Source organism: Novosphingobium sp. FKTRR1 (assembly GCF_020404405.1).
Lineage (GTDB): Bacteria > Pseudomonadota > Alphaproteobacteria > Sphingomonadales > Sphingomonadaceae > Novosphingobium.
Genome location: NZ_JAIZDA010000036.1, coordinates 1 through 22,726, shown reverse-complemented (window position 1 = coordinate 22,726; position 22,726 = coordinate 1). Strand labels below are relative to the sequence as shown.

23 protein-coding genes are annotated in these 22,726 nt (G+C 62.4%); 9 read left to right on the top strand and 14 right to left on the bottom strand.

Features of this window, described 5'->3' with window-relative positions; genetic code table 11:
• Positions 1 to 18 precede the first annotated feature (18 nt).
• Genes pip through hppD form a run of 6 tightly spaced genes read right to left on the bottom strand, consistent with a single transcriptional unit; the run spans position 19 to position 5,400 of the window.
• Positions 19 to 990, bottom strand: a complete 972-nt coding sequence (pip, locus tag LDN95_RS20175; RefSeq protein ID WP_226019349.1) for a prolyl aminopeptidase — start codon at positions 988 to 990, stop codon at positions 19 to 21.
• A 22-nt stretch (positions 991 to 1,012) separates the two neighbouring features.
• Positions 1,013 to 1,840, bottom strand: a complete 828-nt coding sequence (gene phhA, locus LDN95_RS20170; protein WP_226019348.1) for a phenylalanine 4-monooxygenase — start codon at positions 1,838 to 1,840, stop codon at positions 1,013 to 1,015.
• A complete protein-coding gene (maiA, locus tag LDN95_RS20165) occupies positions 1,837 to 2,475 on the bottom strand; it encodes a maleylacetoacetate isomerase (protein ID WP_226019347.1) in 639 nt (212 codons plus the stop codon). The genes phhA and maiA overlap by 4 nt, the downstream gene beginning before the upstream one ends.
• Positions 2,472 to 3,758: a fumarylacetoacetase gene (gene fahA / locus LDN95_RS20160; RefSeq protein WP_226019346.1), complete on the bottom strand. Its 1,287-nt coding sequence runs from the start codon at positions 3,756 to 3,758 to the stop codon at positions 2,472 to 2,474. The genes maiA and fahA overlap by 4 nt, the downstream gene beginning before the upstream one ends.
• The gene (locus tag LDN95_RS20155; protein ID WP_226019345.1) at positions 3,755 to 4,297 is read right to left on the bottom strand and encodes a VOC family protein; all 543 of its coding nucleotides are present in this window, start codon (positions 4,295 to 4,297) and stop codon (positions 3,755 to 3,757) included. The genes fahA and LDN95_RS20155 overlap by 4 nt, the downstream gene beginning before the upstream one ends.
• Positions 4,294 to 5,400, bottom strand: a complete 1,107-nt coding sequence (gene hppD / locus LDN95_RS20150; RefSeq protein WP_226019344.1) for a 4-hydroxyphenylpyruvate dioxygenase — start codon at positions 5,398 to 5,400, stop codon at positions 4,294 to 4,296. Before hppD ends, LDN95_RS20155 begins: the two co-directional genes overlap by 4 nt.
• Positions 5,401 to 5,558: 158 nt before the next feature.
• Here hppD and LDN95_RS20145 point away from each other — a divergent pair, with 158 nt between their 5' ends.
• Positions 5,559 to 6,014 carry an Lrp/AsnC family transcriptional regulator gene (locus LDN95_RS20145; protein ID WP_226019343.1) on the top strand — a complete coding sequence of 152 codons (456 nt, stop codon included), beginning with the start codon at positions 5,559 to 5,561 and terminating at the stop codon, positions 6,012 to 6,014.
• A gap of 161 nt (positions 6,015 to 6,175) precedes the next feature.
• Here the strand turns inward: LDN95_RS20145 and LDN95_RS20140 are convergent, their stop codons facing one another.
• Entirely contained in the window at positions 6,176 to 9,121 is a 2,946-nt protein-coding gene (locus tag LDN95_RS20140; protein WP_226019342.1) for a TonB-dependent receptor, read from the bottom strand.
• 248 nt (positions 9,122 to 9,369) lie between these two features.
• Here LDN95_RS20140 and ribB point away from each other — a divergent pair, with 248 nt between their 5' ends.
• Positions 9,370 to 10,632: a 3,4-dihydroxy-2-butanone-4-phosphate synthase gene (gene ribB / locus LDN95_RS20135; protein ID WP_226019341.1), complete on the top strand. Its 1,263-nt coding sequence runs from the start codon at positions 9,370 to 9,372 to the stop codon at positions 10,630 to 10,632.
• A 7-nt stretch (positions 10,633 to 10,639) separates the two neighbouring features.
• Positions 10,640 to 11,059 (top strand): 6,7-dimethyl-8-ribityllumazine synthase, encoded by a 420-nt coding sequence (gene ribH, locus LDN95_RS20130; protein WP_226019340.1) that lies wholly within the window; start codon positions 10,640 to 10,642, stop codon positions 11,057 to 11,059.
• A gap of 9 nt (positions 11,060 to 11,068) precedes the next feature.
• Here ribH and LDN95_RS20125 read toward each other — a convergent pair whose 3' ends face one another.
• From LDN95_RS20125 to eno, 5 genes are all read right to left on the bottom strand, one after another.
• Positions 11,069 to 11,590 (bottom strand): DUF1254 domain-containing protein, encoded by a 522-nt coding sequence (locus LDN95_RS20125; protein ID WP_226019339.1) that lies wholly within the window; start codon positions 11,588 to 11,590, stop codon positions 11,069 to 11,071.
• On the bottom strand, positions 11,587 to 12,189 hold the full coding sequence (locus LDN95_RS20120) for a DUF1214 domain-containing protein (RefSeq protein WP_226019338.1): 603 nt from the start codon (positions 12,187 to 12,189) through the stop codon (positions 11,587 to 11,589). The genes LDN95_RS20125 and LDN95_RS20120 overlap by 4 nt, the downstream gene beginning before the upstream one ends.
• A 5-nt stretch (positions 12,190 to 12,194) precedes the next feature.
• Entirely contained in the window at positions 12,195 to 13,289 is a 1,095-nt protein-coding gene (locus tag LDN95_RS20115; protein WP_370631722.1) for a hypothetical protein, read from the bottom strand.
• Complete coding sequence (locus LDN95_RS20110; protein ID WP_226019337.1) at positions 13,286 to 14,374, bottom strand: ecdysteroid 22-kinase family protein; 1,089 nt, start codon at positions 14,372 to 14,374, stop codon at positions 13,286 to 13,288. Before LDN95_RS20110 ends, LDN95_RS20115 begins: the two co-directional genes overlap by 4 nt.
• A 173-nt stretch (positions 14,375 to 14,547) precedes the next feature.
• On the bottom strand, positions 14,548 to 15,834 hold the full coding sequence (eno, locus tag LDN95_RS20105) for a phosphopyruvate hydratase (protein WP_226019336.1): 1,287 nt from the start codon (positions 15,832 to 15,834) through the stop codon (positions 14,548 to 14,550).
• A gap of 264 nt (positions 15,835 to 16,098) precedes the next feature.
• Here eno and LDN95_RS20100 point away from each other — a divergent pair, with 264 nt between their 5' ends.
• From LDN95_RS20100 to LDN95_RS20080, 5 genes are all read left to right on the top strand, one after another.
• Positions 16,099 to 16,680, top strand: coding sequence for a hypothetical protein (locus LDN95_RS20100; RefSeq protein WP_226019335.1), 582 nt, complete (start codon positions 16,099 to 16,101; stop codon positions 16,678 to 16,680).
• A gap of 8 nt (positions 16,681 to 16,688) precedes the next feature.
• Entirely contained in the window at positions 16,689 to 17,063 is a 375-nt protein-coding gene (locus LDN95_RS20095) for a phage holin family protein (protein ID WP_226019334.1), read from the top strand.
• Positions 17,063 to 17,344: a hypothetical protein gene (locus tag LDN95_RS20090; protein ID WP_226019333.1), complete on the top strand. Its 282-nt coding sequence runs from the start codon at positions 17,063 to 17,065 to the stop codon at positions 17,342 to 17,344. Before LDN95_RS20095 ends, LDN95_RS20090 begins: the two co-directional genes overlap by 1 nt.
• 38 nt (positions 17,345 to 17,382) lie before the next feature.
• Positions 17,383 to 17,940 (top strand): hypothetical protein, encoded by a 558-nt coding sequence (locus LDN95_RS20085; RefSeq protein WP_226019332.1) that lies wholly within the window; start codon positions 17,383 to 17,385, stop codon positions 17,938 to 17,940.
• Positions 17,941 to 18,047: 107 nt separating this feature from the next.
• Positions 18,048 to 18,269, top strand: coding sequence for a DUF4170 domain-containing protein (locus LDN95_RS20080; protein ID WP_226019331.1), 222 nt, complete (start codon positions 18,048 to 18,050; stop codon positions 18,267 to 18,269).
• 81 nt (positions 18,270 to 18,350) lie between these two features.
• On the opposite strand, the gene greA is transcribed toward LDN95_RS20080, so the two are convergent.
• Positions 18,351 to 18,827 carry a transcription elongation factor GreA gene (greA, locus tag LDN95_RS20075; protein WP_226019330.1) on the bottom strand — a complete coding sequence of 159 codons (477 nt, stop codon included), beginning with the start codon at positions 18,825 to 18,827 and terminating at the stop codon, positions 18,351 to 18,353.
• Positions 18,828 to 18,944: 117 nt separating this feature from the next.
• Positions 18,945 to 22,259: a carbamoyl-phosphate synthase large subunit gene (gene carB / locus LDN95_RS20070; protein ID WP_226019329.1), complete on the bottom strand. Its 3,315-nt coding sequence runs from the start codon at positions 22,257 to 22,259 to the stop codon at positions 18,945 to 18,947.
• A gap of 66 nt (positions 22,260 to 22,325) precedes the next feature.
• Between carB and LDN95_RS20065 the strand changes: the two genes are divergently transcribed.
• Positions 22,326 to 22,676, top strand: a complete 351-nt coding sequence (locus tag LDN95_RS20065; RefSeq protein ID WP_226019328.1) for an endonuclease domain-containing protein — start codon at positions 22,326 to 22,328, stop codon at positions 22,674 to 22,676.
• Positions 22,677 to 22,726: the final 50 nt, after the last annotated feature.

Genomic DNA, 22,726 nt, shown 5'->3' with positions numbered 1-22,726 from the left:
GACCGGGTGTGTCAACGCTCAGCCGGATGCCAGGGCCGATCCCCAATTGTGCGCATAAGCGTCGGTGGCGCGGACCAAGCGATCGAGAATGCCCGGTTCGGAAAAGGCGTGACCAGCACCCTCGATGATGTGGAGTTCGGATTCGGGCCATGCCTTGTGCAGTGACCAGGCAGTAATGGCCGGACACGGCATGTCGTAGCGACCGTGCACGATCGTGGCGGGGATCCCGCGCAACTTGCCGACATCACGCAGCAGTTGGCCCGGTGCCAGCCAGCAGTTGTTGACGAAGTAGTGCGTTTCCAGCCGGGCGAAAGCCAGCGCGAACTGGTCATCATCATGTTGCGCCGCCATTTTCGTATCGGGCAGCAAGGTTACGGTCTCGCCCTCGAACCGGCTCCATTCACGGGCAAGGACGATCTGTTCGGCCGTCGAACCCGTCGTAAGGCGGCGATGGTAGGCGCGCAGCAGGTCGGCTCGCTCGGCTTCGGGGATCAGCGCGGTCAACCGCTCGAACTTGTCCGGGAACATTTGCGAGACGCCAAACTGATAGTACCAGTCCAGTTCGGCCTTCGAACACATGTAGATACCGCGAAGGACAAGTTCGCTCACGCGGTCAGGGTGCGCTTGAGCATAGGCCAACGCCAGCGTCGAACCCCAAGACCCGCCGAAAACGAGCCACTGATCGACCCCGGCAAGCAGGCGCAACCGTTCAATATCCGCAACCAGATGCCAGGTCGTGTTCGCCTCGATCGATGCATGCGGCGTCGATCGTCCGCAGCCGCGCTGATCGAACAGCACCACATCATATAGCGCAGGATCGAACAGTTGCCGATGCACCGAAGAAAACCCGCCGCCCGGCCCGCCATGCAGGAACACGGCCGGCTTTGCGCCCGGTGTTCCGCTACGCTCGTAATAGATAACATGGCCATCGCCGACATCGAGCGTGCCGGTCTCGTAGGGTTCGATCGGCGGATAGAGCGTACGAAGCATGTTGTCTTGGTATTCCTGTAAGCTAGGCGGCGTGGGCATGGGACTGCGTTCCGCGCCAAATGATCCGATCACCCTGTTCGATCTGGTCGACGGCGATGTCTTCCGCCGATGCCAAAGCATCATACAACGGCGCGAAATCTGTGGTCAGTGTGGTTTCGAGCAATGCTTCGAAGTTGTCGATAACGAAATAGGTCTGTTGGAAGTCATCTATGCGATAAAGGGTCCGCATGATCCTTTGCAGATCGAACCCGATACGATTGGGCGATGGATCCTCAAGCGCAAAGATCGACTCGCTGTGGGACGAAGCAATCCCGGCGCCGTAGATGCGCAAGCCATCAGTGGTCTGGACCAGTCCGAACTCGACGGTGTACCAATAGAGCCGCGCCAGATTGCGGATCGCACCAAGTCCGTTGGCGCGCTGGCCGCCGATGCCATAGGCCTGAAGGTAGTCGGCGAACACCGGGTCCGCCAACAGCGGAACGTGTCCGAACACGTCATGAAACACGTCGGGCACTTGCAGATAGTCCAGCTGGTCAGCCCGCCGGATGAAATTGCCCGCAACGAACCGGCGGTTGGCGAGATGGTCGAAGAACACATCATCGGGCACCAGTCCGGGCACCGCCACCACTTGCCAGCCGGTGGCTTTCATCAGACGCTCGGACAGTTCCTCGAAATCGGGAATTCCCGGCTTGGCCAGACGCAGGAACTCGAGACCGGAAAGAAACGCAGGCGCGACCCGTCCGGGCAAAAGTTTTGCCTGCCGCGCGAAAAGCGTGTCCCACGTCGCATGCTGTTCGGCGGTATAGCTCGACCATTCTTGCGGAATGATCCAGTCATCGGTTGGGGTCATGAGGCATCGGCCTGTTGATCGGGATGGGCGATCTGGAATGCCGGCAGGGTGGCGCAATGCGCATCGATTGCCACCACGCGCGGAAAGTCCTGCAGATCCACACCGAACCGGCGTGCCGAATAGACCTGCGGCACCAGGCAGCAATCCGCGATCGTCGGCACATCGCCAAAGGCAAACACACCACCATACCTTGCCACTTGCACTTCAAGCGCCGCCAGCCCCGCGCCGATCCAGCGGGCGATCCATGCCTGAACTTGCGCCTCGCTGGCATTGAGATCGCCGCGCAGCGCCTGCAGCACGCGCAAGTTGTGCAAGGGATGCACATCGCTGGCAATCAATTGAGCAAGGCCGCGCACATGCGCCCGTTGCAACCGGTCGAACGGCAGCAGCGATGGTTGTGGATAGGCCTCGTCCAGCCATTCAAGGATCGCGAGCGACTGGATCAGCACCCCCTCGCCCGTGTCCAGCGCGGGCACTAGCGCTTGCGGATTGAGCATAAGATACGCTGGTGACGCCTGCTTCCGCAGCCGCAGGTCATGCGGCACGCTGGCGTGATCCAGACCCTTGAGCGCAAGTCCGATCCGCACCCGCCATGCCGCACCCGAACGCCAATAGCCGTGCAGGGTCAGGCTCATGCCGCAGGAACCACCCTGCCCACGCAAGGACCGAAGCCGATGGAGCGATAGCCTTCGCGCCGGGCATGCGCGACCAGCGCCAGTTCATCGCCATCCTCAAGGAATGTGCGCGTCTCGCCCCCGGCCAGCACGAGCGGACGTCTGCCGCCTTCGGTCAGCTCGATCAGGCTGCCTTCGCTGCCCTTGGCCGGGCCGGAGAGCGTACCCGTGCCGAGCAAATCACCTGCATGCAGGTCACATCCGCCCGCGGCATGGTGCGTGACAATTTGCGCCATCGTCCAATACATCGCGTCGGCCGAATTGCCCTGCGCCAACCGTTGCGGCGCCAGTCCCTTGTCCCGCATCGCCGCTGTCGACAGCGTGATGCCCAGATCGATCGACAGTGCGCCTTCCGTCTGGTCATCTGCGCTTTGCAGATAGGGTAAAGGCGCGGGGTCGCCGTCTGGTCGGGGGGCCTGCGCCACCCGGAACGGCGCCAGAGCTTCGGTGGTAACCACCCACGGCGAAATCGTCGTCAGGAAGTTCTTCGCCAGAAATGGCCCCAGTGGCTGATATTCCCAAGCCTGGATGTCGCGCGCCGACCAATCGTTGAGCAGGGTCAGCCCGCCGATGCGATCCCACGCCAGATCGACCGGAATGGTCGTGCCCAGATCGTTGTCGCCCGCGATCCATACGCCGAGCTCCAACTCGCAATCGAGCCGCCGCGCAGGCGCATGTGCCGGCGCATCCGCCTCGGGTGCCTTGATCTGCCCGCGCGGACGGACCACCGGCGTGCCCGAAACCCGCACCGACGAAGCGCGTCCGTGGTAGCCGATCGGCGCATGCTTGTAGTTGGGCAGCAGCGCATTGTCGGGGCGGAACAACTTGCCGATGGCGGTGGCGTGATGGATGCCGACATAAAAGTCGGTGTAATCGCCGATGCGAAACGGCAAATGCAGCGTACAATCGGCCAACGGCTTCAGGAAAGGCATGATCCGATGCTGCATCCCCTCGCTGGTCAGCAAGGCAAACACCGCCTGACGCAAGGCCAGTCGGTCGGTGCCGGGCAATGCGAACAGTGCGTTGAGCGTTGGTTCGGCCAGCGCGGCGCGCACCGGCATCGGCAGTTTGGGCGCAAGCTCGGTCAGATCGAGCACATGCTCACCGATGGCGGTACCGATGCGGCGCTCGCCACCGCCGACCGAGAATACGCCCAGCGGCAGGTTCTGCACCGGAAAGTCGGGATGCTCGTTGGCGCCGGGAACCCAGCTCGATGCCCCGACATCGTGGGTATGGTCGATCACGCCTGCGGCTCCTTGTGCAGCCATTCGGCATGGCGTGGGGCGCGCTTGGTCTGGCTCCACTCCTCCAGCATGACCGGAGCAAGATCGCGCAGCTCGGCATATTGCGCCGCCGTACCGATGTTGCACGCCAGTTCCAGCCGGTGGCCGCTGGGATCGAAGAAATAGATCGAACGAAAGATGCCGTGATACGTCGGCCCAAGCACATCGACGCCCTGCGCCTCGATATGTGCCTTGGCCGCGAGCAGAGCCGCCTCGTCCGCCACTTCGAACGCCAAATGCTGCACCCATGTCGGGGTGTTGGGGTCGCGTCCCTGCTCAGGCTGTTGCGGCAATTCAAAGAACGCCAGCACATTGCCGCCCCCAGCGTCGAGGAACACGTGCATGTATGGGTCGAACTCGCCGGTGGACGGCACATGGTCCTCGGCAAAGGCGGTAGTATAGGCCATGCCCAGCACGCGGGCATACCATTCGACCGTCTGCTTGGCGTCGCGGCAGCGATAGGCGACGTGGTGGATGCGCTGCAGCACGGGCGCGGTCACTGAGCCACCTCCGCAACTTGCAGCACGCCCCGACGCAACTGATCGCGCTCCATGCTTTCGAACAAGGCGGTAAAATTGCCCTCACCAAATCCTTCGTCGCGCTTGCGCTGGATGAACTCGAAAAACACCGGGCCAATCTGGGTTTCGGAAAAGATCTGCAGCAACAGGCGCGGATCGCCCGCCGTGGTCGAGCCATCGAGCAGGATGCCGCGACGCTGCAACTCCTCCACCGGCTCGCCATGGCCTGGCAAACGCTCATCGAGCATCTCGTAATAGGTTGCGGGCGGCGGGCTCATAAACGGATTGCCCAACGCTTTCAGATGATCCCAGCCAGCGATCAGATCATCGCTGGCAAAGGCGATATGCTGGATGCCCTCACCGTTGTAGGCGCGCAGGAATTCGTCGATCTGGCCGCCACCCTTGCCGCCTTCCTCGTTCAACGGGATGCGGATCTTGCCATCAGGCGCGGTCATCGCGCGGCTGGTCAGGCCGGTATATTCGCCCTTGATGTCGAAATACCGGATTTCCCGAAACCCGAAGACGCGCTCATAGAATGCCGCCCAATGCGCCATGCGGCCACCATAAACGTTGTGCGTCAGGTGATCGATGGTGTGAAAGCCCGCGCCCGCTGGCTGGCGATCAACTCCGGGCAGATAGACGAAGTCGATGTCGTAGATCGACAAATCTTCGCCATAGCGGTCGATCAGGTAGATAATCGAACCGCCGATCCCGCGGATAGCGGGAAGACGCAGTTCCATGGGGCCGGTACTCACTTCAACCGGCTCGGCCCCACGGGCCAGTGCCTCGGCATAGGCCTTGGCTGCATCGCGCACGCGCCAGCCCATGCCGCACGCCGAAGCGCCATGCTCAGCCGCAAACCAGGCCGCCGGGCTGCGCGGTTCATAGTTGGCGATCAGGTTGATCCCTCCCTGCCGCCAGAGCTGCACGCGCTTTGACCGATGGTTGGCAATATGGGTGAAACCCATGCGCGCGAACACCGGCTCAAGCACGCCTGCTTCAGGGGCGGAGAATTCGATGAATTCGAAACCGTCGAGGCCGAGCGGGTTTTCGAACAAGTCGGTTGATCCGGACGGATCGGGCATCGGCTTTCTCCCATAGCATGACGGGGCTGGCTCAGTGGCCGCTCCTCTCATCCCTGATATACCGAACGGCCACGCAACGTCCGCGCGAATTGCCGGCTGTTTGACCCAGAAAATGCGCCACTCTTGCACATTGCATCACGATTTCGCATATTTGACGCATGGATCAGATTGACCGCAAAATTCTCACGCAGCTTCAAGCCGACTCATCGCGCGCGCACGCCGAACTCGGCGATCTGGTGAACCTGTCCGCCAGTCAGGTTTCGCGGCGCATCGCGCGCATGCAACAAGACGGGCTGATCCGCAAACAGGTCGCCATTCTCGACGAAGAACAACTTGGCCTAATGGTCGAGGCCTATATCTCGGTCACGCTTGGCTCCTATTCGCGCGAGACGGTTGCCGGATTTCATCGCCGCGTCACCGCGCTTGAGGAGGTACTTGATTGCTGCGCAACGACGGGGGATTCCGACTATCTGCTGCGCATCGTCACGCGCGACCTGAAAGACCTGTCGCGTCTGATCAACGAGGAACTGCTGGGCCACGGTGATGTCGACAATGTGCGCTCAAGCATCACGCTCGATGTGCTCAAGCGCACAACCTCCCTTCCATTGACTTAGGCGGTATGGACGACTTCGGCATCCCCTAGGCGGTCCGGAACCGAGCGTAGATCGCGAAGCGACTTCTGGCGCTGACAGGAAAAACGCCGGAGGTTTCCCTCCGGCGTTTCCCCCCTTTGCCACCTCCTCACAGAGAGAAAGGAGGCGGCGTCCCAAATCAATCAGAATTTGAAGCCGGCCGCGACGCCGTAACGACGCGGTTCAAGCGTAAAGATGTTGGTGAAGTTGGCCGACGACTGGTCGGTCACGTAAGCACCGGTAATCGAGTTGGCGTTCGAGATGTTCTGGATGAACCCACGAATGAACCAACGCTTGTTCGGGCCGTCGAGCTGGATCTGCGCATTTGCCTGGGTGAACGACGGGATCTTGTTAATGCTCCCGTTGAAGATGCTCCCGGTCGATTCACCCGTGATCACCAAGTCCACACGCGGTGTCAGCGCCAGATCGCCAACCGGGATTTCATACTGGATACCGGCGGAGAACTTGTAGTTCGGCGCGCCGGGCAGCTTGTTGCCCCGAATGTTGACCGGAATGCCCGACGAATAGACCGTGATCCCAGCCGGATCGAAGGCCTTGCCGTTTGAAGCAGCGACGGCATCGAGCACCGCGCAGACACTGTAGGCACCCCTTGAGGCGATGCCGCTGTCCGGGCCGCCGAACGACGTGGTGCCTTGCAGCCCCGCGCCACCCTTTACACCCGGGATCGCACCCGCGTTGATCAGGCCGTTAACGGTGTTGACGAAGGCATTGACCCCGGCAACGTTACCGGCCGTGTTGGCACCTACAGCGCAGTTGGCGGCGTTGGTGATATCCTTGATGATCACCGCATCCGATCGACCTGCGCCAAAGTCACGCGGGTTGGCGAGGAACTTGTCTTCCGACACCGAGGTATGGAGATAACTGGCCGACATGTTCACGGTGACGGCACGGATCGGGCGGATGATCGCTTCTGCTTCGATACCATAGATGCTGGCACTGACGTTATCGTTGACCGAGGTGCGGGCGACGATGCGCGACAGCTGCAGATCCTTGTACTTGTAGTAGAACCCGGTGACGTTCAGCTGCAACTTGCCGTTGTCGAAGGTGTTTTTGGACCCGATTTCGAAGGCATTGACGAATTCAGGCTTGAACCCCTCGGGCACCGTGAAGATCGGCGAAAGTGGCGGGTTGATACCACCCGACTTGTAACCACGCGAGTAGGATGCGTAGAGCAAATTGTCGGGGGTGATCTGCCAGTCGAGCACGGCACGTCCGGTCACTTCCTTGAAGTGGACCGTGCGGACCTGATACAACTGGTTGCCGCTCAGACCCGGATCGGCGTCATAGCTGCCGATGAACGGCGACGTGGTTGCATCTGCCGTTCCAAGCGGCGTCAGCCAGTTGAACAGTGTCGTGCGGGCGGTCAGTGTTTTCTTGTCGTCATTGTAGCGCAGACCGGCCGTCAGCTTCACCTTGTCGCTGAAGCTGTAGTAGGCTTCACCGAAAATGCCGAACGTGTTCAGCTTCATGTCGCTGGTGTTGTTGCGGTAGTAAGGCGTTGCAAGGAACGACGGTGGTGCACCGGCGCCAAGAGCCGTGAAGGCGCCGACCACGCCCGAAAAATAGTCGAGCCCGAATGAGTCGACATAGTAATCGTTCACGCGCAGCTTGTACTTGCCGTAAATGCCACCCAACAGGAAGTTGAACTTACCGTCGAACTTGGAAGACAACACGCTTTCAACCGTGAAGCTTTCGTTGTCCTGGCGCGAACGGTCGAAGTCGAGCGGCGTGCTGGCGCAAATGCTGTGCCCACCGAACACGCCCGTGCCCGTGTCCTCTGGCAGCGAGGTGCACAGCGGACCGCTTGCGCCTTGCGGAATGAGCGCTGCGGCGACCGGCTTGAGGTAGGCTTGCAGGCCCGGGCCAAGCAGACCGGCAGCCGCCGCCTGCAACGCGCCAAGACCAGCAGCGAAGCCAGAACGATCCTGAACCGAATTGTTGTAATCCTGTTCTGAGTCGATCTTCACCCGCTCGTAGTTGCCCTCGATCTTGAGGCTGAACTTGTCGCCGATGTCCTGCTTCAACGTGCCCTGCAGGATCGTTTCCTGCGTGTAGTACTGCGGGTTGAAGTCGGTATTGATGACGCGCGGATCGGTCGGATTCACCGTGCCCTTGTATACGTCGTTGCCATAAAGGCTGCCCAGCGCGAACGCGGTCGGCAACCCGCGAATGGCAAAGAATTCCTTCGAGGTCAGGACGCTGGCAAGCGTGGCGTTGCCGTTGACCGAACCGTAGGGCGTGGAACCGTTGAGGCAGCCCAGAATGCCGGTCGGATCAGGTTGGCACAATTGCTTCTGGATGCGAAGGCGGCTGTCCTTTTCCCGCAGATATTGGCCAACGATGTCGATCGTCGTGCTCGGACCGGGTTCCCAGGTCAGCGACCCGCGCAGACCATAGAGATCGCGATCGTCGAGCTTTTTGCCGTCGTAGAGGTTCTTGGTGTAACCATCGCGCTTCAGGTAGAAGCCCGCTGCGCGAACCGCCAGGGTCTGGGTGATCGGCACGTTGAGCATGCCTTTCACCTTGATCGAATTGTAGTTGCCGTATTCGACCTCACCCGCCGCAGCCAGCGCGTTGAGGTTGGGCTTGGCCGTACGGATGTTGACCACGCCCGACGTTGCGTTGCGGCCGAACAGTGTGCCCTGAGGCCCGCGCAGCACTTCGATCTGCGCAAGATCGTAAAACTCGCCTTCGAACAGGCGCGTCGAGAACAGCGGGGCATCGTTGAGGTGGATGGCGGTCGCGCTGTCGCAACTGACGCCCGTGCACAAGTCGCCGATCCCGCGAATTGTGAAGCTGGCCGACGTGAAGTTGGTCTTGGTAAAGGTGACGTTCGGCAGCGTCAGCTGCAAGTCGCTGGTATTCTTAATCTGTTGCTTTTCAAGATTTTCGGCGGTGAACGCCGAAACGGCAATCGGAACATCCTGCAAACGCTGTGACTGGCGCTGCGCCGTCACGATAATCTGTTCAACGCCACTCGACGCAGCGTCAGTAGCAGTTTGCGCAAACACAGGATTTGAAATAGCAGCCGCGCACACGCCGACCAGCAGGGAAAGCTTGCCCCTCATCGCTCAGACCTCTCTCTCCAGCGGCACCCGACGTATTTTCGCGGGTTACCTGAACTACAGGACAACTTGGACGCGGCGATTTGTCAACCGGATAATTAAACCGCTTCATTCCGTAGCGGCAGGTGTAGCCCAACGATCACCGGGACTTGCATCCGATCTGGAGGCTTCGCCGAGTGATTCGCTAAAATGTTATCCCAGTGTGATTTATAGAGCTTGATGTTCACATTGTGATGTGAAATAAAGTCGGCATGTCTACCGATCTCATCGACCGTGTTCGCCGACTCGTCACCGAAGGCGGAATGTCTCGCTCAGGCCTTGCGCGCGCCGCAGGCCTCCACGCCAACACCTTGCGCGACCTGACCAGCCCCGGCTGGAACCCGACCGCCGACACGCTGACCAAACTTGAGCGGGTGCTGTCCGACAGCGACGACACGCCCGCGCTCGTGCCGATCGAGGAAATCATCGACGAGGCGCGCAACGGCCGCATGTTCATTCTGGTCGACGACGAGGATCGCGAGAACGAAGGCGATCTGGTGATTCCCGCACAGATGGCCACACCCGATGCCATCAACTTCATGGCCACACACGGACGCGGCCTCATCTGCCTGACCCTTACCCGCACCCGCACCGAGCAACTCGGCCTTGAATTGATGAGCCGGAACAACGGCACCCGCCACGAGACCGCGTTCACCGTATCGATCGAGGCGCGCGAAGGCGTCACCACCGGGATTTCGGCGGGTGACAGGGCGCGCACCGTCGCCGTCGCCATCGATGCCGCCAAAGGGCGTGACGACATCGTGACTCCCGGCCACGTGTTCCCGTTGATCGCCCGCGATGGCGGTGTGCTGGTGCGCGCAGGGCACACCGAGGCAGCAGTGGATATATCGCGCCTTGCCGGGCTGAACCCTTCGGGTGTGATCTGCGAGATCATGAAGGACGATGGCACGATGGCGCGGATGGACGACCTTGTCCCGTTCGCGCGGCGCCATGGCCTGAAGATGGGCACGATCCGCGACCTTATCGAATATCGCCGCCGCCACGATCATCTTGTGGAGCGGATCGCCGAAGTTCCCTTCCGTTCTGACTACGGCGGCGACTGGCGACTGATCACCTATCGCAACAAGGTGGACGATACCGACAGCATGGTCCTGCAAAAGGGCCAGGTCGTGCCGGGCGAAGCGACCCTGACGCGCGTTCATGCGTTCAGCGCGCTGGATGACCTGCTCGGCAGCCCCGGGCCGCGCAAGCGCACGCTGCAGCGCGCCATGGTCGAGATCGGCAAGGCCGGTGCCGGTCTGATCGTGCTGCTGTTCCCCCCGCGAGAGGCCGATCCGGCGCGCGGCGGTGGTTCAGGCGGCATGGACTTGCGCGCATATGGCATCGGCGCGCAGATTTTGGCCGACCTTGGTGTGCATGACATGGTATTGCTGACCAACGCACACCGCAACATCATCGCGCTTGAAGGCTACGGCCTGAACATTGTCGGCGAACGGCCGATTTCCGAGGAGTGACAGTACCATGGCCAAGTTCCTGATCGTCGAGGCGCGGTTCTACGACCACCTCAACGACCTCCTCGTCGCTGGCGCAAAGGCTGCGCTGAAGGCTGCCGGTCACAAGGCCGAAGTCATCACCGTGCCCGGCGCACTGGAAATCCCCGGCGCGATCGCATTGGCGGATGAATCGGGCGATTTCGACGGCTACGTCGCGATCGGTGTGGTCATCCGTGGCGAAACCTATCACTTCGAGATCGTTGCGGGCGAAAGCGCGCGCGGGATCATGGCGCTGACCATGGACGGCCTTGCCATCGGCAACGGCATCCTGACCGTCGAGAACGAGGCTCAGGCGCTCGTCCGCGCGGACCCTGAACAGAAGGACAAGGGCGGCGAAGCGGCCAAGGCGGCGCTGGCTCTGTTCGCCCTGCGCGAAAAGTACACCTGAGGCACGGGACTACAAGGGCGCGCAGCGGTCCGCGCGGCGCGCCCTGTCCACCACCGCGAAGGCCTGTGCAGTGGGTGCGAGACGGCGGTCGAGGATGATACCTTTCGTCGATGGCGAATAAACAACCGGAACTCCAGCCTCTACCGACAAATTCTGGGGTTGCAGTACGAACCGGATGCCTTTGGGGCTTCTGAGCGTATCGAACACGGCAATGTTGTCGGTATTACCCGCAAAGACCGAGACCGAGGCATAGCTACCGTCCGGACTTGGCGGCACTTCGACCAGGATCGGCCCTTTGCTCAGATCATAAGTGCAACTGGCATAAGCCAGATCGGGCGATGGACGCACCACCCAGCGCGATTGCGCTGTGACCCTTGGCGAAAACTTGAAGCGGTTGATCAGTGCGCCGCGATCCGAAAGCCGATCCATCGCCACGCGCATGATCGCAGTGGGTGCGACCTGAATGGTGGCGACATGGCCGACGGCCACTGCCAGCATAAAGGCCAGCAAAAGCCCAAAGCGCCGCGTCATGCGCCTTCTCCGCCAGCACAATCGATCCGTGTGACCGACGGCAAGGGGATCGATGCCAGATCTCGCTGTGCCGACGGCGCGGGATTGTAGAGCCGCAGCGTCAGATCAAAATGGCCGGCAAGGCGCGATGATGCCCAGGGTATCGGACCGGCAGGGCGGCTGCGAGATACTTCTGCCTGCCAGTGCCCCGACCCATCGGGCTGCACCCGCGTTGCATCGAACGACAGTGCGCCGTCATCGTTGCGCGGCAGGTAATCGTCAGCCGCATAGACGGTCACCGACCACCAGCGCCCCGGCAGCGGGCCACCAGCCACACGATAGCGACAGGATTCGCGCAAGGGTTGGCCTGCATCGTCAGCCGAGCGGCGGAAGTACATTGCCTGACTGGCATTGAGCGCGAGCAGGCCTGTGAGCGCGACTTGCGCCCGCGTCCACGGATCGGCATCGACCGAGCCGGTCACCCGGCTGCCGCTCCAGCCGCGTTGCACCTCGGCCGCGCCATGCTTCATGAAGGCCAGCGCCGAGCCCGCGCCAACCAGAAGGCCGGCGAGAACCGTCAGCGCGAACGCGACAGCTGGAAATGCGCTGGTTTTGGCCATGCCGTCTATCCGTGATCGAAGTACTCTTTCAGACCATAGGGATCATAGGGCCCCAGGATCAACTGCTCGAAAACACCCATTCCGGTTTCACCGTCGCTGGTGGTAACTTTCGAGACGATCTGCACGTGCAGGTTGTCCATCGTTGGCGCCATCGGGTCGATGTCGGCCAGCACGAACTGCTCGCGTTCGACCTCTAGCGGACCGTGATAGAGGCCGTGGTTCCACCGCGGGCTGGTGTAGCCAAGGCCACGCATCTGGAAGCGGACGAGCGGCTCGAAGGTTACTTCCAGCGGGCCTTCAGGGCGCTGGATGGTCAGCGTGCCGCCTGCCGGCCAGCGGGTGCCCGGCTCCATCGGCGCTTCCATCACGGCTGACGGCGTTTCATAGAGCGCGTCGTGCCCTGCACCGTCCGGGGCGATCACCGCGCGGGTGTTCCACGGCGCGCCATGGCGATCAGCATTGATGTGGAAGAACAGGCTGCGCGACGGCAGATTGATCGGCGTCCACTGCCAGAAAAAGCTTGGCACCACGCCATGGCCGTGCGGCTGAGCATCGCTCGCCCCGACCGGGCGGACGCCCCAGCTACGATCGCGCGTGCCGGAAGTGCCCGGTGCAAGGTCATGGCGAACGCCGTCCAGTTCGATCCACCCGGTATAGAACCCGTTCTGGGTCATCCGGGTATAGTCCATGAACGTGCGCGGCCCGATGCGAAAGGTGAAGCGCGGCTCCTCGATGGGAAAGGCGCGGCCCTTGAAGCGCAGTTCGGCGGCAATGCCCTCGCCGTTCACCCGCACCACCAGTTCTTGCAGCGGCTCGACCACCTCGATGCTGATCGGCCCGACGGTCAGGTCGAACCGCTCCATGTTCAACTCGCGCGAGGCGTGGAGCGCGTACTGCACCCCGTCGCGGATGAAGGTGAAGTGCGCATCGGCGACGTTGAGATGGGGATAGATCCCGAACGCCGCTCCGAAAAAGCCCGAGCCATCGGGCGCATAGCCATTGAAGAAATAGCGATCGTAGAAATTGCGGTCGGTACCCGCATAGGCCACCGGCTCAGGTGTCTGGTGCAGCGGGAAGTCATCGCCTTTGGTCAACATCATGCGATCTCCAGAACGTGGCGCAGCGCGCCAATGCTGTCATGATCAAGGCACAGCTCGCACGAATTGCGCGCCATCGAGAGGAAGTTGGCATCCCCGCGCTCAGTGCGCACCACAAACGCCGCGCTGAACACGGCCGTCGCGACGCCGTGCAAGGCCCCGACGCGGTAGCGGTCCCAGATGCCTTCGCGCGTGAACGGAACGCCGCGCCGGTTCATCTCGGCGCAATAGAGGTCGAGCAGCTCGTCCTCGTACGGTCGGCGCAAGGCGCTGCCGATCCCGCAGCCCAGCAAATAGCCAATGTCCTTGAGTGGGCAATCGGGCACCGTGGTCTGCCAGTCGACGATCGCCACCGGATCGGTTCCGCCGCAAACGTCGAACAGCATGTTGTCGAGCCGGAAATCGCCGTGCGTGATGCTCACCTCGCGCGGTTCGCGCAAATAATAGGGGGCGATCAGGGCATTCAGATCCTCGCAAACCTGCATCAGTTCGGGCTCGAGGAGCCCGTCGTAGCGTTCACGGAAAATTGCCTGTGCCTTTGGATAAAGCTCGGCCATGCGCACGCCGATCCCCTCAACGCCTTGCGGCCACGCAGCCTGGGTATAAACGGGGTTGCAGTAGGTCGGCGCATGCAGCGCAGCGGCTTGCATTACCCCGTGGCGCGCTTCCTCGATGGTGCATCCGGCCAGTTGATTGCCCCCCTGACACGGGCCCAGATCCTCGAACAGCAGAACGAAGTCGCTGCCATCTTCGCTCACCTCACCCGCGTAAGTGCGCGGCGTGCGAGTATCGATGAGAGGTGCCAGTTCACGATAGAACGACACTTCCTTGCGATAAAGGCCGAACATCGCCGCCGTCCCTCGGCTGGTCGGGTCTGACGAGGCGAACTTTGCCGCGACCGTAGCAGGGCCAGCGCCATCGCGATCATAACGGATGGTAAAGCGCGCGGTATCTCCGACTTGCCCGGTGCCGATGGCCACCCACGAGATATCGGTGATATGCGCGTCGCCCAGCAGGCCCGCATCGCGCAGCTTCGCTTCGAGCCAGCGCGCTTCGACCGCGGCCGGAGTCGTTGGAAAATCAGCCATTGATCACTCTCCCGACTGACAAGCTGACAGAACGGGTACGCTTTGTGAAGTATTTTTAAGCGATCACTTAAACTTCGCCAATCACGCGCCAACTGCATGAAAAAGGGGGCGGAGACCTTGCGGCCCCGCCCCCCTGCAATCGATCAGGCCGGTCGGTTCAGGACCGGACTGGCTCAACCGGCAAGACGTCCGAACGCGCCCTTGCCTGCATACGTCGCCGACAGACCCAGCTCTTCCTCGATGCGGATCAACTGGTTGTACTTGGCCAACCGGTCCGAGCGCGCGAGCGAGCCGGTCTTGATCTGGCCGCAGTTGGTGGCCACCGCCAGATCGGCGATGGTCGCATCCTCAGTCTCGCCTGAGCGGTGGCTCATGACGGCGGTGTAGCCGTTGCGCTGGGCGATGCTGACTGCTTCGAGCGTTTCGGTCAGAGTACCGATCTGATTGACCTTGACCAGCAGCGAGTTGGCCAGACCCTTGGCGATACCCATGGTCAGGCGCTTGGGGTTGGTGACAAACAGGTCGTCGCCGACCAGTTGCACGCGCTTGCCGACCTTTGCGGTGAGCGCGGCCCAGCCTTCGAAGTCGTCCTCGGCCATGCCATCCTCGATCGAGCGGATCGGATAAGCGTCGGTCAGCGCGGCGAGATAGTCGGAGAACGCTTCGGGCGAAAGCGAGAGGCCCTCACCGCTGATCTCGTACTTGCCGTCACGGAAGAACTCGGTCGAGGCGCAGTCAAGCGCCAGCGCGATTTCCTCGCCCGGCTTGAACCCGGCCTTCTCGATCGAAGCCATGACGAAGTCGAGCGCATCACGCGTGCTGGCAAGGTTGGGGGCAAAGCCGCCTTCATCGCCGACCGCGGTCGACAGACCCTTTTCGTGCAGGCCCTTCTTCAGCGTGTGGAAAATCTCGGCGCCCCAGCGCACCGCTTCGGCCAGCGACGGCGCGCCGACCGGCATGATCATGAATTCCTGGAAATCGATCGGGTTGTCGGCGTGCTCACCACCGTTGATGATGTTCATCATCGGCACCGGCAGCACGTGCGCCGAAACCCCACCGACATAGCTGTAGAGCGGCAGGCCGCGCGCGTCTGCCGCCGCCTTGGCCACCGCCAGGCTGGTGCCGAGGATGGCATTGGCACCGATCCGGCTCTTGTTCTCGGTACCGTCCAGATCGATCATCTTGAGGTCGATGTCGCGCTGGTCTTCGGCATCGAGCCCGATCAGCGCCTCGGTGATCTCGCTGTTGACGGCGGTAACGGCCTTGGTCACGCCCTTGCCCAGATAGCGGCCCTTGTCGCCATCGCGCAGTTCCACTGCTTCGTGAGCTCCGGTCGAAGCGCCCGAAGGCACTGCTGCACGGCCGAACGAGCCGTCTTCAAGCAGGACATCGACCTCAACGGTCGGGTTGCCGCGGCTGTCGAGAATTTCGCGCGCGTGGATATCGATGATCGCGGTCATGGTGCAGCTCCCTGAATGCACCCGGCGGCTGGTACCGGGCAGCAGTTTGACGGGGAGCCCGTTGCGGCCCCGCCGTGATTTCCCATTTGCCGACCTGCTCCTATCGGTTGGACCCGTTTCAGGCAAGGTGCGGTGCAGCATTCTTGACCGTGATGGATCAACCCATTCGTTTGCGCATTATAGTAAAGGCAAAGCTGGTGTATCCTGACTTCGGGAATCACTGGCAAAACCACCACTATCGCACTGCAACCCGGGGAAACGCCCATGTCCGACACCGAATCCACCGTCGAAACGATCACCGAAGCCACCAAAGACGCCGCTGATTCCGCCAATGCCGCGATCAAGAGCGCATCCGACAGCGCGACGGCTGCAATCAAGCAGACCGCAACGCAGGCCGGCGCCCGCTTCGGTCAGGCGGTCGAGGAAGCGCGCGCCGGGGTCGCCGCCCTGCGCGAAGATGCCAGCGAACGCACCGCCGCCGCCAAGGACAAGGTCACGGCCGTCGCCGGTGAATGGACCGAAGTCGCGCGCGACAAGGGCGTAGAGCTGGCCACGCAGGGCAAGGCCAAGGCAAGCGAGGGCATTGCCTACGTTGGCAAGGCGATCGACGACAGCGCCTCGGTGATCGACGAAAAGCTGGGCGTGCAGTATGGCGACTATGCCCGCAGCGCGGCGCGCTCGCTCAAGGATACTGCATCGCAACTCGACGAAAAGAGCTTCGAGGATCTGGGCGCCGATGTGACCGCATTCGTGCGCAAGAGCCCGGCCACCGCGCTGGGAATCGCTGCCGTGGCCGGGTTTTTCGTCGCGCGGCTGTTTCGCGGCTCGGGCAATCAGGACGCCTGAACCGCCACATGACGCCTGACGACAAAGCTGATCGCGCTCCCCTCGGCGCGCAGGAACCCTCGCTTGTCGAGATGGTGCGCCTGCTTGCGGGCAATGCCCGCCTGCTGGCCGAGGCCGAGGTTGAACTGCGCAAGGCGCAGGCCGCATTCATCGCGCGGCACGCCAAGCGGATCGCGCTGCTTGTCGTGTTCGGGCTGTTCTTCGCGTTCTTTGCGTTGATGGCGCTGGTTGTCGGGCTGTTGTTGGCGCTGACGCCGCTGGTTGGCGGCTGGGGCGCGATGGCAATAGTCGTTGTGGCGCTGGCGCTGCTGACCGGGCTGTGTGCCCTGGGCGCCGTCAGCGGTGCCAAGGCCATCGCCCGCGGCCTGAAGGGACCGCAGTGATGACCGATGCGGCAAATCTGGCCGAGGCGCAGGCGCTCCATGCCGATGCACTGGCGCTTGTCCGTGGCGACGTTGCCCGATTGCAAGCAGCGCTGGCCGAAAAACCTATCGGACAGCGACTGCGCGATGATGCGTTAAATACGGCTACCCAAGCTGCCGAACGTGTCGCCGATGTGGCGCTAGACAACAAGCCGGTACTGATCACGATGGCGCTCGCCCTGATCGGCTGGTCGTTCAGGCGCCAGTTAGGCGCATTGGTGCAGACCCTGCGCCGGACCTGACACAACCGGGCCCTTGTGGCCCGGCCAAGGAGATTCCCATGACCGACAAGCACTTCACCGATGAAATCGTCGATCAGGTCGAGGACGTGATCGACGCCGCGAACGAGGCAACCGCCGACGGGCGCGCGCGCCTTCGTGAAAAGATCGACGAAGCCAAGGACCGCAGCGCCGAACTGGCCGGCAACGCCGCGCAAAAGGCGCGCGACTTCGTTCACGATCACCCGGTTGCCACGGTGGCCGGTGGGATCGTGCTCGGGGCGATCGTGGCAGGGGCGCTTGCCCGGCGTCGGCGCAGCGACCATCGCAGCGTCGCCGCAAGGGCGGTCCAGGCAGTGACCGACGCTGCGGGACCGGTTGTGCGCCCGGCGACCAACAATCTGGCAAAGCTGGCCGCAATCGGAGCGGAACTGGCGATCGCCTATGCTGCGCGCGCCGCCGACAAGGGCAAGGAAAGCGTCGAGAAGCTGGAGGAAATCGGCGGCACCGTCAGCGATCGGCTGAGCGAGCGCGGCACCGAGGCGCGCAAGCACGCAACCGACCTCGCCGAAGCGGCATTGGCCCGTGCAAACGAATTTCTGGGCAAATTGCGCCACTGACAGGTGCTGCCGCGCAATTAAGGGGGCCTTGGCGGTTGGTCTTACTTGCGCGGAACGCCCGCATTTGCGAGGGGATTGCGCTTCCTACCCCCAACGGAAAGTCGCACATGCAAAAGCTCCACCTTGTCATGGGCGGGCGGGTCAAAGATCCGCAAGGCCTCGAATTCGTCGATCTCAACGCCATCGACGTCGTCGGTGTGTACCCCGACTATGCCAGCGCCGAAGACGCATGGCGCAGTTCGGCGCAGCGCACCGTGGACGACGCCGAAATGCGCTATGTCATCGTGCATCTGCACCGCTTGCTCGAACCGTCGCTGCCTTCGGCCTGATAAGCCCTGGCATGACCAAAGAAAAAGGCCCCGGAGCGCTCCGGGGCCTTTTTTCATGAACGGTGCGTGGAGCGGTCGGGTTCAGATGAATTCGATCTTCTCGACAACATAGAACTTGTCGCCCGACGGCACGGTAACCTCGATTTCCTCTTCGACCTTGCGGCCGATAAGCGCGCGACCGAGCGGTGAGTTGTAGCTGATGCGTCCGCGCTTGGCGTCCGCTTCGGCCTGACCCACGATCTGGTAGCGCACGGGCTTGTCGTCGTCGTCAAGCAAGGTGACAGTCGCGCCGAACACGATGCGATCACCCGACAACGTCGTGGGATCAATGATGTGCGCGCGGCTGAGCTTGTCCTCAAGATCGGCAACCGATGCTTCGACCTGCCCCTGACGTTCCTTGGCGGCGTGATATTCAGCATTTTCCGAAAGGTCGCCGTGCGCGCGCGCTTCCTCGATGGCGTCGACGATCCGGGGCCGTTCCTCGCGCAGCGCTTTCAGCTCGGCGGTCAGCATGTCATAGCCTTCCTTGAGCATCGGCAGCTTCTCTACACTGGACATCCCTGTTCCTCTTTCCTTTCAAGCCCTTGGCCATTGCCAAGGGAAAACCGGTTCCCTCCGGCCCCGCAACTGGAGCCGAACTTTCACTGCCGCAAGTGGTGGGGACCTCGTGGAAGCTTACTGATAATAGTCCTGCAAGGATCGTACCGCAAGGTCAGCGCTCAGAAGGGCTTCGATCGCCTCTGCCGCAGCGACGCTGGCCGCTGCCGTGGTGAAGTACGAGACCTTGCCATAGAGCGCCGAACCACGGATCGATTGCGAATCCTTGTGGCTCTGCCAGCCCTCGGTCGTGTTGAAAATCAACGTGATATCGCCATCGATGATCCGGTCCACGATGTGCGGACGGCCTTCGGCCACCTTGTTGACCTGCTCCACGACCACACCCGCACCTGCCAGATATTTGGCCGTGCCGCCGGTCGCGACGATGCGGAAGCCAAGCCCCGCCAGCTTCTGCACGGCGGGCAGCACCACCGGCTTGTCGCTGTCCTTGACCGAAACGAACACCGTGCCAGCCAGCGGCAGGCGCATCCCCGCGCCGATCTGCGCCTTGGCAAAGGCCACGGCAAAATTCGCGTCGATTCCCATGACTTCGCCGGTGGACTTCATCTCGGGTGACAAGACTGGATCGACACCGGGGAAGCGCGCGAAGGGGAACACCGCTTCCTTGACCGCCATATAGTCGATCTTGCGCTTGATCGCAGGCAGATCGGCCAGCTTTTCACCGGCCATGATCCGCGCGGCGAACTTCGCGATCGGCTGGCCCAGCGCCTTGGCGACGAAGGGCACCGTGCGGCTGGCGCGCGGATTTACCTCGATCAGATAGACCTCGCCATCCTTGACCGCGAACTGGATGTTCATCAGCCCGCGCACGCCCAGCGCCCGCGCCAGAAGTACAGCTTGCCGCTCCATTTCCGCGATGATCGTGTCGGGCAGGTTGTAGGGCGGCAGCGTGCAGGCGCTGTCGCCCGAATGGATGCCGGCCTCCTCGATGTGCTGCATCACGCCTGCAACGGTCACGCTGTCGCCATCGGCCAGCGCATCGACGTCGCACTCGATGGCATCGCGCAAGTACTGGTCGATCAGCACCGGACTGTCGCCCGACACCTTGACCGCGGTGGTGATGTAATCCTCAAGCTGCGCCTGACTGTCGACGATCTCCATCGCCCGGCCGCCCAGCACGTAGCTGGGACGCATCAGTACCGGATAGCCGATGCGGCTGGCGACCGCGATCGCCTCGTCGCGGCTGCGCGCGATGCCGTTGGCGGGCTGGAGCAGGCCCAGCTTCTCGACCAGCGCGGCAAAGCGCTCACGGTCCTCCGCAAGGTCGATCGAGTCGGGCGACGTGCCCAGAATCGGGATGCCCGCGTCCTGCAGCGCCTGCGCCAGCTTGAGCGGTGTCTGCCCGCCAAACTGCACGATGACGCCAACCAGCGTGCCGTTGCTTTTTTCGACTTCGAGGATTTCCAGCACGTCCTCGGCGGTCAGCGGCTCGAAATAGAGCCGGTCCGAGGTATCATAGTCGGTCGAAACCGTTTCCGGATTGCAGTTGACCATGATCGTTTCATAGCCAACGTCGCCCAGTGCATAGCAGGCATGGCAGCAGCAGTAATCGAACTCGATACCCTGCCCGATACGGTTCGGCCCGCCACCAAGGATGACGATCTTCTTGGCGCTGGTGGGTTCGGCCTCGCTTTCGGGTTCGCCGAACAGGCCGCCTTCGTACGTCGAGTACATGTAGGGCGTGACCGCCTCGAACTCGGCAGCACAACTGTCGATGCGCTTGAACACCGGGCGCACGCCCAGCCGGTGGCGCAGCTTGCGCACTTCGGCTTCGCTGGTGGCGCCGGCCATGGCCTCGACCACATCGTGCAGCAGACCCGAGCGCGCCATGTTGGCACTGCCCGCCAGCGAAACCGAACGTACCGCCAGTTTGGCCAGCCGCTTGTCGGAAAAGCCCATCGCCTTCAACCGCCGCAGTCCCGCTGCATCGACCGGCAGGCCATTGGCCTCGATCGCCTGCTCTTCGGCCACGATTTCGGCGATATGGCGCAGGAACCACGGTTCGTACTTGGTGACGGCGTTGACGTCCTCAACGCTCAACCCCTCGCGGAAGGCCTGCGCGATGGCGAGCAGCCGGTCGGGCGTAGCGCGGCTGAGCGCGGCGTTGATCACGTCACGCCCGGCGCCGACCAGTTCGTCGACGCGATTGAAGCCGTCCAGCCCGGTTTCCAGACCGCGCAGCGCCTTCTGTACCGATTCCTTGAAGTTGCGGCCGATAGCCATGACTTCGCCGACCGACTTCATCGCCGTGCCCAGCAGCGGCTCGGCGCCCTTGAACTTTTCAAAGGCGAAGCGCGGGATCTTGGTGACCACGTAGTCGATGGTCGGCTCGAAGCTGGCAGGCGTTGCCCCGGTGATGTCGTTGGTGATCTCGTCCAGCGTGTAGCCGACGGCCAGCTTGGCCGCGACCTTCGCGATCGGGAAGCCGGTGGCCTTCGACGCCAGCGCCGACGAGCGCGACACGCGCGGGTTCATCTCGATGACGATCAGGCGGCCGTCCTTGGGATTGACCGCGAACTGCACGTTCGATCCGCCGGTTTCCACCCCGATCTCGCGCAGCACCGCAAGCGATGCGTTGCGCATGATCTGGTATTCCTTGTCGGTCAGCGTCAGCGCGGGCGCGACGGTAATCGAATCGCCGGTATGCACGCCCATCGGGTCGACGTTTTCGATCGAGCAGATGATGATGCAGTTGTCGTTCTTGTCGCGGACAACCTCCATCTCGTACTCTTTCCAGCCGAGCAGCGATTCCTCGATCAGCACCTCGGTGGTGGGGCTGGCCTCAAGGCCGCCGCGCACGATCTTGACGAATTCGTCCTTGTTGTACGCGATGCCGCCGCCGGTGCCGCCCATGGTGAAGCTGGGACGGATGATCGAAGGCAGGCCGGTGGTTTCGAGCACGGCCAGCGCCTCGTCCACCGTGTGCGCCACGCCGCTGCGCGCGGATTCGAGCCCGATCTTGTCCATGGCGAGGCGGAACCGCTGGCGGTCCTCGGCCTTGTCGATGGCATCGGCATTGGCGCCGATCATCTGCACACCGTACTTTTCCAGCGTGCCGTCATTGAACAGCGCCAGCGCGGTGTTGAGCGCGGTCTGCCCGCCCATCGTCGGCAGCAGCGCGTCCGGGCGCTCCTTCTCGATGATCTTGGCCACGATCTCGGGCGTGATCGGCTCGACATAGGTGGCATGCGCCATGTCGGGATCGGTCATGATCGTGGCCGGGTTCGAATTGACCAGGATGATGCGATAGCCCTCTTCCTTGAGCGCCTTCACCGCCTGCGTGCCCGAATAATCGAACTCGCAAGCCTGGCCGATGATGATCGGCCCGGCGCCGATGATCAGGATCGAGGAGATGTCAGTGCGTTTGGGCATGTACCGGCCTTAGTGTACTAAAGCCCTCCCCCATTCGGGGGAGGGTTGGGTGGGGGTGCAAGACGTATGAGCGATAAACGCCTGACGCCGCTGGCGCGCAAACTGCGCAAAGATCCTACGGAAGCCGAAAAGCGGCTGTGGTCGCGGCTGCGGGGCGAGCAGTTGGGCGTCCGCTTCACGCGGCAATATCTCATCGGCAGCGCGATCGTCGATTTCGCCTGCCGCAGCCTGAAGCTGGCCGTCGAACTCGATGGTGGGCAGCACGACGACAGCAGCACTGACGAAGCTCGCACCCGAATAATCGAGGCTCACGGCTACAATGTCATTCGCTTCTGGAACAACGACGTGCTGGCCAACACCGACGGCGTTCTTACCGCACTGCTGATGGAAATAGACGTCGCCCGAAACCGAAGCTGAAAAGCCCACAGATTTGCTTGCTCCTCCCCCTTGAGGGGGAGGCTGGGTGG